General features: G+C 72.7%; 10 protein-coding genes. 5 read left to right on the top strand and 5 right to left on the bottom strand.

What is annotated here, in order from left to right; all coding sequences use genetic code 11:
• Nucleotides 1-60: 60 nt before the first annotated feature.
• Nucleotides 61-1,038: a Bug family tripartite tricarboxylate transporter substrate binding protein gene (locus AC1MIR_RS18535; protein ID WP_480029672.1), complete on the bottom strand. Its 978-nt coding sequence runs from the start codon at nucleotides 1,036-1,038 to the stop codon at nucleotides 61-63.
• 193 nt (nucleotides 1,039-1,231) lie between these two features.
• On the opposite strand from AC1MIR_RS18535, the gene AC1MIR_RS18530 reads away from it, so the two are divergent.
• The gene (locus tag AC1MIR_RS18530) at nucleotides 1,232-1,981 is read left to right on the top strand and encodes a maleate cis-trans isomerase family protein (RefSeq protein WP_480029671.1); all 750 of its coding nucleotides are present in this window, start codon (nucleotides 1,232-1,234) and stop codon (nucleotides 1,979-1,981) included.
• A 15-nt stretch (nucleotides 1,982-1,996) separates the two neighbouring features.
• Here AC1MIR_RS18530 and AC1MIR_RS18525 read toward each other — a convergent pair whose 3' ends face one another.
• From AC1MIR_RS18525 to AC1MIR_RS18515, 3 genes are all read right to left on the bottom strand, one after another.
• On the bottom strand, nucleotides 1,997-2,926 hold the full coding sequence (locus tag AC1MIR_RS18525; RefSeq protein ID WP_480029670.1) for a bifunctional riboflavin kinase/FAD synthetase: 930 nt from the start codon (nucleotides 2,924-2,926) through the stop codon (nucleotides 1,997-1,999).
• Between the two features lie 106 nt (nucleotides 2,927-3,032).
• On the bottom strand, nucleotides 3,033-3,626 hold the full coding sequence (locus AC1MIR_RS18520) for an LOG family protein (protein ID WP_480029669.1): 594 nt from the start codon (nucleotides 3,624-3,626) through the stop codon (nucleotides 3,033-3,035).
• Nucleotides 3,627-3,691: 65 nt separating this feature from the next.
• The gene (locus AC1MIR_RS18515; protein WP_480029668.1) at nucleotides 3,692-4,141 is read right to left on the bottom strand and encodes a MaoC family dehydratase; all 450 of its coding nucleotides are present in this window, start codon (nucleotides 4,139-4,141) and stop codon (nucleotides 3,692-3,694) included.
• Nucleotides 4,142-4,268: 127 nt separating this feature from the next.
• Here AC1MIR_RS18515 and AC1MIR_RS18510 point away from each other — a divergent pair, with 127 nt between their 5' ends.
• Nucleotides 4,269-5,396 (top strand): M20 family metallopeptidase, encoded by a 1,128-nt coding sequence (locus tag AC1MIR_RS18510; protein ID WP_480029667.1) that lies wholly within the window; start codon nucleotides 4,269-4,271, stop codon nucleotides 5,394-5,396.
• 24 nt (nucleotides 5,397-5,420) lie between these two features.
• Entirely contained in the window at nucleotides 5,421-6,665 is a 1,245-nt protein-coding gene (locus tag AC1MIR_RS18505) for an Hsp70 family protein (protein ID WP_480029666.1), read from the top strand.
• Between the two features lie 16 nt (nucleotides 6,666-6,681).
• Here AC1MIR_RS18505 and AC1MIR_RS18500 read toward each other — a convergent pair whose 3' ends face one another.
• Entirely contained in the window at nucleotides 6,682-10,191 is a 3,510-nt protein-coding gene (locus AC1MIR_RS18500; RefSeq protein WP_480029665.1) for a beta strand repeat-containing protein, read from the bottom strand.
• Nucleotides 10,192-10,329: 138 nt separating this feature from the next.
• Here AC1MIR_RS18500 and AC1MIR_RS18495 point away from each other — a divergent pair, with 138 nt between their 5' ends.
• Both AC1MIR_RS18495 and AC1MIR_RS18490 read left to right on the top strand, forming a co-directional pair.
• Nucleotides 10,330-11,028 carry an SDR family NAD(P)-dependent oxidoreductase gene (locus AC1MIR_RS18495; protein ID WP_480029664.1) on the top strand — a complete coding sequence of 233 codons (699 nt, stop codon included), beginning with the start codon at nucleotides 10,330-10,332 and terminating at the stop codon, nucleotides 11,026-11,028.
• A gap of 1 nt (nucleotide 11,029) precedes the next feature.
• Nucleotides 11,030-12,373, top strand: coding sequence for a tetratricopeptide repeat protein (locus AC1MIR_RS18490; RefSeq protein WP_480029663.1), 1,344 nt, complete (start codon nucleotides 11,030-11,032; stop codon nucleotides 12,371-12,373).
• The last annotated feature ends 77 nt before the right edge of the window (nucleotides 12,374-12,450 follow it).

Here is a 12,450-nt window from a genome sequence, read left to right as displayed (position 1 = left end):
GGCGGGCGGGGGCGGGGCGGGGGGCCCGCCCCCCCCCCCCCCCCCCCCCCCCGAACGCCCTCACCCTGCCGTCGCGCCCACCGCGCGGATCACGTCGCGCCAGCGCAGGCTTTCGGCGTTCATGAAGGCCTGGAAGTCCGCCCGGCCCATCTTGCGCGGGATCGAGCCGGTGGCCGCGATGCGGTCGCGGAAGGCCGGGTCCTCCACGATCTCGCCCAGTTCCTTGTCGAGCCGCGCCAGGATCGGCTCCGGCACGCCGGCCGGGGTGCAGAGGCCGAACCACCCGGTGGAGGTGATGTCCACGCCCTGTTCCTGCATGGTCGGCACGTCGGGGAAGGCGCCGACGCGGGCGGTGCCGCTGACCGCGAGCGGGCGCATCCGCCCGGTCTGCGCCATCTGGGTCACCGCCGAGATGGACTGGAACAGCATGTCGATCCGGGCCTCCATGAGGTCCGTGTTCATCTGGCCGCTGTTCGTATAGGGCAGGTGCTGCATCGGCAGCCCGGTGATCACCTGGAACTGGCTGCCCGCCAGGTGCTGCGACGAGCCGGCGCCGACCGAGCCGAAGTTGATCGGCCGGTTCTGCGCCTTCGCCCAGGTGATGAATTCCTGCAGCGTGCGCGCCGGCACGCTGGGCGGGATCACCACGATGTTCGGCACCAGCGCGATCATGCCGACGGCGGCGAAGTCCTTCTCGGGGTCGAAGGCCATCTCCCGGTAGAGCCACTTGTTCGCGGCGTTGGCGGCGATGGTCGCCAGCCCCACCGTGTAGCCGTCGGGCGCGGCGCGGGCGACGGCGGTCATGCCGATATTGGTGCCGGCGCCGGGGCGGTTGTCCACCACCACCGGCTGGCCGAGCCGGGCGCTCAGCCGGTCAGCGACGAGGCGGGAGATGACATCGCCGGCGCCCCCGGCCGGGCCCGGATTGACCCAGCGGATCGGCCGGTTCGGCCAGTCGCCGGTCTGCGCAAGGCTGGGCCGCGCGAGCATCGCGGCGGCAAGGGTCAATGCCGAACGGCGCGGCAGCGGATAAGCCATTGCTTCGCTCTCCCTGATTGGGACGCAGACTGGGTCGGGCACGCCCGTAACGCAAGCCGGGCCAGGACGCCAGGGCGCGGCGCCCGCCGTCCCTTCCCAGGCTGGCAGCCCTCCCATCGCAAGCCCGCGGAGCCCTTCCGCCGCGCCGCGGTTGTGGCAGGCTGCCCCCGCGCGATTGCCGAGGAGGGCTGCGATGAGCAAGGACATGCTGGGCTGGCGGTGCAAGTTCGGTGTCATGGGACCGTCCACCAACACCATCGTGCAGCCGGATTTCGACATGATGCGCCCGGCGGGCGTGACCAACCACTACGCGCGCATCTTCACGCCGAACGCGAATGCGATCTCCAACGAGACCTTCCGCGCCGGCGCCGAGGTGATCGCCGGGAACACGCTGGACGCGGTGAAGTCCGTGATTACCTGCGCACCGGACCACCTGGTGATGGGCATGTCCGCCGTCACCTTCTTCGATGGCGCGAAGGGGGCCGACCGCTTCGTGAAGCAGGTGGAGGAATTCTCCGGCCTCAAGATCAGCGTCGGCAGCCATGCCTGCACGGCAGCGCTGAATGCCTATGGCGGGGTGAAGCGCATCGCGGTGCTCTCGCCCTACTGGCCGGCGATGAACACCGAGGTCGCGCGCTACTTCACCGACATGGGCTTCTCCGTCGTGCGCGACATCGCGCTGAAGCGGCCGAGCTGGATCGGCATCGCCGAGACGACGTCCGAGGAATGCGTGGCCGCGATGAAATACCTCGATGGCGACGACGTGGATGCGATCGTGCAGGTCGGCACGAACCTGTCCATGGTGAAGCTGGCCGCGATGGCGGAGATGTGGCTCGGCAAGCCGGTGATCGCGATCAACACCGCGACCTACTGGCACGCGCTGCGTGCGCGCGGCATCCAGGACAAGGTCGAAGGCTGCGGCAAGCTGCTCGAGCGGTTCTGAGCCGGGTTCGCGGTCCTACGCGCCCAGGACGCGCCGCGCCTGCGCCGCATCCGCCGCGATCGCGGCCTTCAGTTCCTCCAGCCCGCCGAACGTCGCGTCGGGGCGGAGGAAGGCGTGCAGCCGCACGCGGATCTCCTGGCCGTAGAGGTTGCCCGACCAGTCGAAGAGATGCGCCTCCAGCCGCGTGACCGGATCCCCGCCGAGGGTCGGGCGGCGGCCGACATTGGCGACACCCGGCACCTCGCTGCCATCGGCCAGCACCACGGTCACGGCATAGACGCCGCGCGCCGGCTCCACCTGGCGGCCGAGCAGGATGTTCGCGGTCGGCCAGCCCAGCTCGCGGCCCAGGCGGTCGCCGTGAAACACCTCGCCGCGCAGCTCGAACAGGCGGCCGAGGTCGCGCGCGGCGCGCTCCGGATAGCCGTCCTGCAGCAGCCGGCGGATGTGGGTGGAGGAGATCTGCGCGCCGTCATCCATCACCGGCGGCACGATGGTCAGGCCGATGCCGCGCGCCTCGGCCTCGCGCGCCAGGAACGCGGTGTCGCCGCCGCGGCGGTGGCCGAAGGCGAAGTCCGGCCCGCAGGCCAGGTGCTTCGCGCCGATCCCCTGCTGCAGCACCTGGTCCACGAAGGTCTCGGCCGGCATGGCGGCGAGCGCCGCGTCGAAGCGCAGCGCGTAGATGACCGAGACGCCGAGCGCGCCGAGCGCCTCCGCCTTGGCGGGCAGCAGGGTCAGGCGGAAGGGCGGGTCCTCGGGCCGGAAATGCTCGCGCGGATGCGGCTCGAAGGTCAGGACCGCGCGCCGCAATTCGGGGCGCGCCGCGTGCGCCGCACGGACCACCGCCGCATGGCCGAGATGCACGCCGTCGAAATTGCCGAGCGCCACCGTCGCGCCGCGCAGCGCCACCGGCACCGCGCGCCAGTCCTCGATGATGACCGGATTCATCGCGGCCTGCGCAGCACGCCGAGCCGCCGAATGGCGGCCGCCGCGCATGCGGCGAAGCCAAGGCCGCGGAGCGGCCGCCCGGCGCTTGAGGGCGTCACCACGGTTCTCATATCTGCTCCGGCCGCAGCCAGACCTGGGTGCCGGGCGGGGGCGCGTAGGCGGCGAGCGCGTCCAGCGCCGCGCCCGGCGTCGCCGCGCGCATGGCCAGCGGGCGATGCGCAGGGCGCACGAAGCCCTCGGCCGCCATGTGGTCGAGCGCGCCGAGGAAGGGCCGCCAGTAGTCCTCGACATCGAGGAAGACGACGCCCTTGTCCTGGATGCCGAGCTGCGCCCAGGTCAGCGCCTCCACCGCTTCCTCCAGCGTGCCGTAGCCGCCGGGCAGCACCACGAAGCCGTCGGAGAGCTCGGCCATCTTCGCCTTGCGCTCATGCATCGTGTCCACGATGTGCATCTCGACGCCGCCGCCATGGCCGACCTCGCGCTTCAGCAGGCCATAGGGGATGACGCCGACAACCTCGGCACCCGCCTGCAGGGCGGCATCGGCGGCGATGCCCATCAGCCCGACCGCGCCGCCGCCATAGACCAGGCCGAGGCCGCGCGCCGCGACCTCCCGCCCGAGCGCGCGGGCGGCCTCGGCATAGGCCGGCCGGGTGCCCACCATCGAGCCGCAGAAGACGCAGACGCGCTTGAGTCTGCGCATCCGATCGAGACCTGCGGTGCTCGCCGCCACGAGCGGCGGCTGCGCCCCGCGGTCATCGGATGCGCTCACTCCGCCGCTTCCTTCGCGGCCACCGCGGCGCGCGAGGGGACGGTGACCAGCGCCTCGCCCTCCAGCACCGGCTCGCCGCGCACGGTGCAGACGGTGCGGAGCGACACGCGGTGCTTCTCGGGGCTCAGCGCCGTGATCTCGACCGTGGCGGTCACCGTGTCGCCGATGCGCACCGGCCGGCGGAACTTCAGGTTCTGCGAGAGATAGATGGTGCCGGGGCCGGGCAGCTGCGTGCCCATCACCTTGGTGATGAGGCCCGCGGCCAGCATGCCATGGGCGATGCGTTCGCCGAAGATCGTGCCCTTGGCGTATTCCTCGTTCAGGTGCATCGGGTTGGTGTCGCCGGTGACCGCGGCGAACAGCACGATGTCCGCCTCGGTGATGGTCTTGCCGAAGCTGGCCTTCTGGCCCACGGCCAGGTCCTCGTAGAAGACGCCTTCGCTCATCTGTCCCGCCGCCCCGCTGCACTGCAACACGCTTGGTTAGCCGGGGGGTCGGGGCGCGGCAAGGGGCGGGGTTTACGCCGCGCCGCCGGCTTGCCAGAAGCCGCGCTTTCCCTGCCCGGACGACCCCATGCCCAAGACCGAGATCGGCTCCTCCGACCGCCTGCTTGCCGAGTTGCGCGGCTGGGTGGAGGCCGAGACGCCGACCACCGATGCCGCCGCCGTCAACCGCCTGCTGGACCGCTGCCAGGCCGAGCTGGCCGCCGCGGGCGGCGCCATCGCGCGCCTGCCCGGCCGCGACGGCTTCGGCGACACGCTGGTCTGCCGCACGCCCGGCGAGGGGGCGCCGGTGGTGGTCGCGGGCCATCTCGACACCGTCTGGGACCACGGCACGCTCGCGACCTCCATGCCCTGGCGGGTGGAGGGCGCGAAGGCGCATGGCCCGGGCATCTACGACATGAAGGCCGGCAGCTTCATGGCCTTCCATTCCGTGCGCGAGATCCTGCGCCAGAAGATTTCGACACGTCGCCCGATCATCCTGCTGCTGACGCCGGACGAGGAGGTCGGCAGCCCGACCAGCCGCGCGCCGATCGAGCAGGCGGCGAAGGGCGCCCGCGCCGTGCTGATCCCGGAGCCGGCAGGGGCCAACGGATCGGCGGTGACCGCCCGCAAGGGCGTCGGCCGGTTCGAGGTGCGGGTGCGCGGGGTCTCCGCCCATTCGGGCGGCAACTGGAGCGAGGGCCGCAGCGCCATCGTCGCGCTGGCCGAGGTGATCCTGAAGGTCCACGCGATGACCGACCTCGCGGCCGGCGTCACCACCAATGTCGCGCCGATCGGCGGCGGCACGCGGCCGAACGTGATCTCGCCGGAAGCCTGGTGCGAGGTGGATCTGCGCGTGCCGACCATCGCGCTCGGCGAGCGGATGGAAGCGGCGATCCGCGGCCTCGCCTATGAGCGCGACGGCGTCGCCGTGACGGTGACCGGCGGCATGAACCGCCCGCCCTTCGCCGAGACGCCCGAAATCCTCGCGCTCTACGCGCAGGCCAAGGCGCTGGCGGCGAAGCATGGCTACGACCTGCCGGTGCAGCATCGCGGCGGCGGCTCCGACGGGAACTTCACGGCGGCGATGGGCGTGCCGACGCTGGACGGCCTCGGCTGCCCGGGCGCCGGCGCGCATGCGCCGCATGAGCACATCCTGTGGGAACAGCTCGCGCCGCGCTGCGCAACGTTGTGCGCGCTGCTGGAGGAGATCGGCTGAGGGGGCGCGCCGCTCGGCCACACCATGCGCCCCGCCATCGGCATCGATTTCGGCACCACCAACAGCGTGGTCGCCCTGCTGCGACCGGACGGGCGCTGCGAGACGCTGCGGCACGCGACCGGCGAGGTGTTCCGCTCCGTGCTGTGCTTCTGGAGCGCCGCCGGCGGGCGGGCGCGCCATGCCGCCGGGCCGGCGGCGATCGAGGCCTATCTCGACGATCCGCTCGAGAGCCGGCTCATCATGTCGCTCAAGAGCTATCTCGCGCAGCGCAGCTTCACCGAGACGCGCATCCTCGGCCGCGCCTGGACGCTGGAAGCGCTGGTCGCGCTGTTCCTGCGCGAGCTGCTCGCGCCCTTCGCCGCGGAGCTCGCCGGCGCGCGCATCGTGATCGGCCGGCCCGTGCGCTTCGTCGGCGAGGCGGAGAGCGGCGATCTCGGCGAAAAGCGCCTGCGCGCCGCCTTCGCCGCCGCCGGCATGGAGCAGGTGGAGGTGGCGCTGGAGCCGGCCGGCGCGGGCCACCGCTTCGCCTCCGGGCTCGATCGCCCGGCGACCGTGCTGGTCGCCGATTTCGGCGGCGGCACCAGCGACTTCTCCGTGCTGCGCTTCGAGCCGGGGCCGCCGCGCAAGGTGACGGCGCTCGGCCATGCCGGCGTCGGCCTGGCCGGCGACGCCTTCGACTACCGCATCATCGACCGCGTCGTCTCGCCGGCGCTCGGCAAGGGCGGCAGCTACACGGTGATGGGCAAGCCCCTGCCCGTGCCGCCCGCCTGGTACGCGAGCTTCGCGCGCTGGCACCAGCTCTCGCTGATGCGCGCGCCGAAGACGCTGCGCGACATCGCGGAGGTCGCGCGCACCGCGGAGCATCCCGATCGGCTGCGGCACCTGCTCCGCCTGATCCAGGACGAGGCGGGCTACGCGCTCTACCGCGCGGTGTCGGAGGCGAAGGCCGCGCTCTCGCAGGCGGAGGGCACGGTCCTGCGCTTCGCCCATGCCGACCTCGCGCTGGAGGTCCCGATCGCGCGCGCGGCGTTCGAGTCCTGGATCGCGCCGGAACTCGCGCGCATCGCCGCGGCGCTGGAGGCGGCGCTGGCCGATGCGGCGATGCCGGCGGAGCGGGTGGACCATGTCTTCCTCACCGGCGGCACCTCCCTCGTGCCGGCCGTGCGGCGGCTGTTCGAGCAGCGCTTCGGCGCCGCGCGCGTCACCGCCGGCGGCGAGTTCGTCTCCGTCGCCGAGGGTCTGGCGCTGATCGCGGGCGAGCGCGGCTGACGCGCCGCCGATCGCGTCACAGCACCAGGATCTGCCCGGCGTCGAGGGCGGCCGGCGCACCGCCCGAAAGCAGCTCCGCGAAGGCCACCGCCGCGCCGGCATTGGAACCGTCCGCGTCGAAGGCCAGCACGCCGCTGTCCGTGTCGTAGAGGAACACCGGGCCCAACGCCGCCGCGACGGGATCGCTGCCGCTGACCAGCACGACCGCGCCGCCCGAGACCAGCGCCGTGCTGAAGCCGAAGCGCGAGACGGCGAGGCTGTCGGAGGCGGTGAAGTCGGTGATCCGGTCGAGGCCGCCGGTCGCCAGGCTGTCGAAGCGGAAGCGGTCGGCATCGGCGCCGCCGGCCAGCGTGTCCGCGCCGACGCCGCCCGCCAGCGTGTCGGCGCCGGCATCGCCGGCCAGGCTGTCGGCACCCTCCCCGCCATCGAGCAGGTCGTTGCCGCCCGCGCCGGCCAGCAGGTCGTCGCCGGCGTTCCCCGACAGCGTGTCCTGCAGCGCGCCGCCCGAGAGCGTGTCGGCGCCGAGCCCGCCGGTGACCTGCACACGCTCGAAGCCTTCGATCGTCGTGCCGTCGGGCAGCAGCTGCTGGGCGACGAGCGCGATGTCCAGCAGGAAGCCGGACGCCTCGGCGAAGCGGTTCAGCGACAGCAGGTCGCCATCGCCGAGGCCGCCCTGGAGCAGGTCCGCCCCGAGCCCGGAACTGGCGACGGTGTCGTCGCCCGCGCCGCCGAGCACCGTGTCGGCGGCGGCTCCGCTGCCGGCATCGAGGCTGTCGTTGCCATTGCCGCCCTGGATGGAATCCGCGCCGGCATTGCCGGCCAGGGTGTCGTCGAAGGCGCCGCCCAGCAGCGTGTCGTCACCGCCGCCGCCGCGGAAGTCGAGCCGTTCGATGGCGACGAGCACGGTGCCGTCCGCAAGCGTCTGGGTGGCGCCGCCGGCGAGGTCCACCACGAAAGTCTCGGCGGCCGAACTGCGGCTGACGCGCGCGATGTCGATGCCGCCGCCGCCGTCCAGCCGGTCCGGCCCCTGGCCGTTGTTGCTGATCAGCAGGTCGTCCCCGCCATTGCCGCGCAGCGTGTCGGCGCCCGCGCCGCCGTCGAGCGTGTCCGCCGCATTGCCGCCGAACAGGCTGTCGGCGCCGCTGCCGCCCCCGATCGCGATCGCGTCCACGCCGAACAGCGAGAGCGCGGTCGCCCCGCCGACGGTGATCGTCACGCTGCCGGGGAAGCTGCCGGACATCACCACCGCGCCCACCGGCGCGCCGCTGAGGCGCAGGAGGTCGAAGCCGCCGCCGCCATTCACGCTGTCGGCGCCGGCGTCGAAGCTCAGCAGCAGCAGGTCGTCATCCGCCCCGCCGAGCAGCGTGTCCGCTCCGGTGCCGCCGTTCAGCGTGTCCGCGCCGGCGCCGCCGAACAGGCTGTCGTTGCCCGCCGCGCCGTCGAGGCTGTCGGCGCCGTCCTCGCCGAGCCCGGTGTCGTCGCCGCCGGCCAGCAGGATCACGTCGTCGCTGTCCGATCCGCGCAGGCTTTCGCTGAGCGCGGAGCCGGAAAACTGGATGCGCTCGAAGTTGATCACCGCGCCGACGACCACGCCCTCGATCACCAGCTGGTTGCCGTTGAGCGACACGCCGCGCCCGCCGCCCGAGAGCACCAGCGTGTCGAAGCCGTCGCCGCCGTCCAGCAGGCCGCCGCCGGGCGTCGGCGCGGGATCGGACGCGTAGATGCCATAGGCGGTCAGCACGTCGTCGCCGCCGCCGAGGAGGACCACGTCCGTCCGGTCGAGCGTGAGCGTCACGCGGTCCGCGCCGTCGCCCGCGATCACCGTGTCGGAGCCGCGATAGCTGGCATCGATCGTGTCGGCGCCGTCGCCGGTGGAGATGCTGTCGTTGCCGTTGCCGACGCGGATGCGGTCGCCGAGCGCGCCGCCGCGGATGTCGTGGCCCGCCTCTCCGAAGATCGCGACATCCAGCGCCTCGAACTGCCGCGCGCTGCCGATGATGTCGCCATTGACAACGATGTGCGTGACGGAGGAGCGCAGATGCACCTTCGCCACATGCGTCTCGCCGCCGCTGATCAGGTTCGAGATCGCCAGCATGTCGTTGCCGGCGCCGCCGCGTATCGAATCCGCCGCGGTGTCGAAGACCAGGCCTGGGCCGCCATAGATCCGGAAGGCGGGCGCGATGGTGTCGTCGCCGGCGCCGCCATCCAGCGTGTCGGCGCCGAGGCCGCCCGAGAGGCTGTCGTCGCCATCGCCGCCATAGGCGGCATCGGCCTCGGCAGGCGTGGAATCGGTCCAGTAGTCGTAGTCGGTCTCGATCGTGTCGTTGCCGGCGAGGCCGAACACCGTGTCGCTGCCGCCCTCGGCATTCACGCTGTCATTGCCGGCCCCGCCGATGACTAGGTCCGCGCCGCCGCCGGCGAAGAGCGTGTCGTTGCCCTCCCCGCCATCCAGCTGGTCGTTGCCGGAGGGCGTGTAGATGGCATCGTTGCCGTCCTCGCCATAGACCGTGTCGGGGTCGGTGCCGGCGCGGCTGCGCGTCTCGGTGTAGTCGAGCCGGTCGTCGCCGCCGCCGAGCCGCACCAGGTCCGCGCCGGTGCCGGGATCGACGAAGTCGTCGCCATCGCCGAGCACGAGCCGGTCGCCGCCGCTGCCGGTGCTGGCCCAGACCTGGCCGGTCGCGATGACCAGGTCGGAACCCGCTCCGGTCTCGAAGCTCGCCGAGCCGGCCTGCGTCAGGAGCACGCGGTCGTTGCCGGAACCGAGCTTGAAGTCGGACAGGATCTCCACGTTGCGGATCGTGCCGAAGCCGCCGAGCGGGATGGTGGGAAGATTGCGCACGGTGATCGGCGCCGTCGCGCCCGACAGGTCGAAGGCCACGCGATCCAGGCCGTCGCCGCCATCCACATTCACCTGGCCGGTGCCGGAATCGAGCGAATCGTTCCCGCCGCCGCCGCGCAGGATGTCGTCGCCGCCATTGCCGACGAGGGTGTCGTCGTATTCCGCGCCGACGATGAAGTCCGCCCCGGTGTTGCCGACGAAGAACAGCTTCTCGACATTGCTGACGACGACGGTGTTGATCCCGTTCAGCCGGATCGGGCTCGTGGCGCCCGGGATCAGCACGAAGGTGACGGGCGGGTTGCCGGGAAGCGGGCCGATGTTGTGGTTGAAGCGGACCTCCAGCGTGTCGATGCCCGGGCCGCCATCGGCGAAGTCGCCGGTATCCGGCGACCAGACGCGCAGGATGTCGTCGCCCTCCTCGCCGTTCAGCCGGTCGCGACCGATCGGGCCGACGCCGCCGCCGCTGAGGTCGGAGCCGTCCCACAGCGCGTCGTCGCCCGGCCCGCCGAACAGCGTGTCGTTGCCGTGGCCACCGTCGATCGCATCGTTGCCGCCGCCGCCATAGAGCGCATCGTCGCCCGCGCGGCCACTGAGCGTTTCCGGATCATCGGTGCCGTTCGCGGTCTCGGGGCCGTTGTCGCCGGTGTAGAAGCGTCGCCCATTGAAGACCTGCCACGACCCGGCCATGCTCGCTCCTCCTCGCCCTGGGTGACGCAGGCGGTTCGTTCCGCTCTTGCCGAGGCTACGCGCTACCGCCGGGCGGCGCAACGACACGAGGTCCGCGCGCGGCAATGCGACCATGGGTTGCACAGACGGAGGAAGACGGTGGCGTCAGCGAAGCAGGCCCTGATCGTCGGCGCGGGTGACGGCTTCTCGGCGTCCTTCGCGCGCCGCCTGGCACGCGCGGGCTATGCCGTGGCGCTCGCAGCGCGGAACGTGGAGAAGCTCGGCGCGCTCGCGGCCGAGACCGGCGCCACGACCCATGCCTGCGATGCCGCGGACCCGGCGCAGGTGGCGGCGCTGTTCGACGCGCCCGAGGCCGCCGGCGCCGAGGTGGTGCTCTACAACCCGTCCTTCCGCGTGCGCGGGCCGCTGGTGGATCTCGATGTCGAGGGGGTCCGCCGCACGCTGGAGGTCTGCGCCTTCGGCGCGTTCCTGGTGGCGCAGCAGGCGGCACGGCGCATGCTGGCGCGGCCGATGACGGAGCGCGGGCGCGGCGCCATCCTGCTCACCGGCGCCTCGGCCGGCGTGAAGGGCTTTCCGCGCTCGGCGCCCTTCGCCATGGGCAAGTTCGCGCTGCGCGGCCTCGGCGAGGCGATGGCGCGCGAGTTGCACCCGCAGGGCATCCATGTGGTGCACATCGTGGTGGATGGCGGGATCCGCAGCGCGCGCCGGCCCGATCCCGGCGAGGACACGCTGCTCGATCCCGAGGCGATCGCCGAGGCCGCCTTCGCCGCGCTCGGCCAGCATCGCAGCGCCTGGGCGCATGAGATCACGGTGCGCCCCTGGGTGGAGAGCTTCTGACATGCCGCGCGACGCACAGGGCCTGGACCTCACCATCGCCTCGGCGGAGGCCGCCCGCGCCTTCGACCATGTGATCGAGGGGTATGTCCTCTATCGCTTCGACGCCGGGGCGCGGCTGAAGCCGCTGCTCGCCCTCGATCCCGCGGCGCCGATGGCCCATGTGCTCTCCGGCCACTTCGCGCTGCTTGCCTTCAACAAGGCGCTGGTGCCGCGCGCAGAGGCCGCGCTCGCGCGGGCCGCCGCGCTGCCCGCCAATGACCGCGAACGCGCCCATGTCGCCGCGCTGCGCGCGGTCACGGAAGGCCGGACCGACGCAGCGCTGGCGATCTGGGAGCACATCCTGGCAAGCCATCCGCGCGATCTCCTCGCCCTTCGCATGCACCACTTCCAGGCCTTCTGGCTCGGCGCCGCCGAGCGCATGCTCTCGGTCGTCGAGCGGGCGCTGCCGCACTGGTCGGACGATGTCCCGGGCTTCGGCGCCGTCCTCGCCGCCCGCTGCTTCGCCAACGAGGAATGCGGCAACTACACCGTCGCGGAGCATTCCGGCCGCGCCGCCGTCGCGCTCGACCCGGCCGACATCTGGGCGACGCATGGCGTGGCGCATGTGCTGGAGATGCAGGGCCGCCGCGCCGAGGGGATCGCCTGGCTGACCGCACAGGAACCGCATTGGGAAGGCGGCAGCAACCTGATGCACCACCTCTGGTGGCACCAGGCGATGTTCCATGTGGAGCGCGCCGAGTTCGACGCCGTGCTGCGCCTCTATGACGGCCGCTTCCGCAACCATGCCTCGCCCGTCACCCAGGCGATGCCCGATCTCTACGTGGATGTGCAGAACGCCGCCTCGATGCTGTGGCGGCTGGAGCGGCAGGGCGTGCCGGTGGGCGATCGCTGGACCGAGCTGGCGGACAAGGCGGAGGCGCGCATCGGAGACACGCTCTCCGCCTTCACCCAGCCGCACTGGATGATGGCGCTGGCCGCGACGGGACGCGAGGCGGCCGCGCACCGCATGCTGCAGGCAGTGGAAGAAGCGGGGCGCGGCAACACGGCGCATGCCGCGATCCTGCGCGAGGCCGCGCTGCCCGCCTGCCGGGCCGCGCTGGCGCATCGCCAGGGCCGCTTCGCAGATGCCGTGGCGGCGCTTCGGCCCGCGCTCGGGGCGCTGTACCGGCTCGGCGGCAGCCACGCGCAGCAGGACGTGCTGGAACAGCTCTTCCTCGATGCCGCCATGAAGGCGGGCCTTCAGGCGGATGCGCGCCTGCTGCTGGAGCGCGTCGCCGGCCGGCATCCCGTGCCGCCGGAGCGCCGCATCGGCTATGCGGAGGCCGCGCGCGCCGTCGCGCACTGACGTCGCCCGGGCTGTCACCGGCGGAACAGGCAGCCGCGCCCCCGCCGCCGCATCCTCTCCCCGACGCCGCATCCCGC

The sequence above is a fragment of the Falsiroseomonas sp. RANM36 genome, assembly GCF_056682175.1.
This window is presented reverse-complemented; position numbering and strand designations above follow the sequence as displayed.

What these genes read in the sequence shown, in the direction of transcription:
- AC1MIR_RS18535 (WP_480029672.1), bottom strand. Translation starts at nt 1,038, where the DNA reads ATGGCTTATCCGCTGCCGCGCCGTTCGGCATTGACCCTTGCCGCCGCG.
- AC1MIR_RS18530 (WP_480029671.1), top strand. Translation starts at nt 1,232, where the DNA reads ATGAGCAAGGACATGCTGGGCTGGCGGTGCAAGTTCGGTGTCATGGGA.
- AC1MIR_RS18525 (WP_480029670.1), bottom strand. Translation starts at nt 2,926, where the DNA reads ATGAATCCGGTCATCATCGAGGACTGGCGCGCGGTGCCGGTGGCGCTG.
- AC1MIR_RS18520 (WP_480029669.1), bottom strand. Translation starts at nt 3,626, where the DNA reads ATGCGCAGACTCAAGCGCGTCTGCGTCTTCTGCGGCTCGATGGTGGGC.
- AC1MIR_RS18515 (WP_480029668.1), bottom strand. Translation starts at nt 4,141, where the DNA reads ATGAGCGAAGGCGTCTTCTACGAGGACCTGGCCGTGGGCCAGAAGGCC.
- AC1MIR_RS18510 (WP_480029667.1), top strand. Translation starts at nt 4,269, where the DNA reads ATGCCCAAGACCGAGATCGGCTCCTCCGACCGCCTGCTTGCCGAGTTG.
- AC1MIR_RS18505 (WP_480029666.1), top strand. Translation starts at nt 5,421, where the DNA reads ATGCGCCCCGCCATCGGCATCGATTTCGGCACCACCAACAGCGTGGTC.
- AC1MIR_RS18500 (WP_480029665.1), bottom strand. Translation starts at nt 10,191, where the DNA reads ATGGCCGGGTCGTGGCAGGTCTTCAATGGGCGACGCTTCTACACCGGC.
- AC1MIR_RS18490 (WP_480029663.1), top strand. Translation starts at nt 11,030, where the DNA reads ATGCCGCGCGACGCACAGGGCCTGGACCTCACCATCGCCTCGGCGGAG.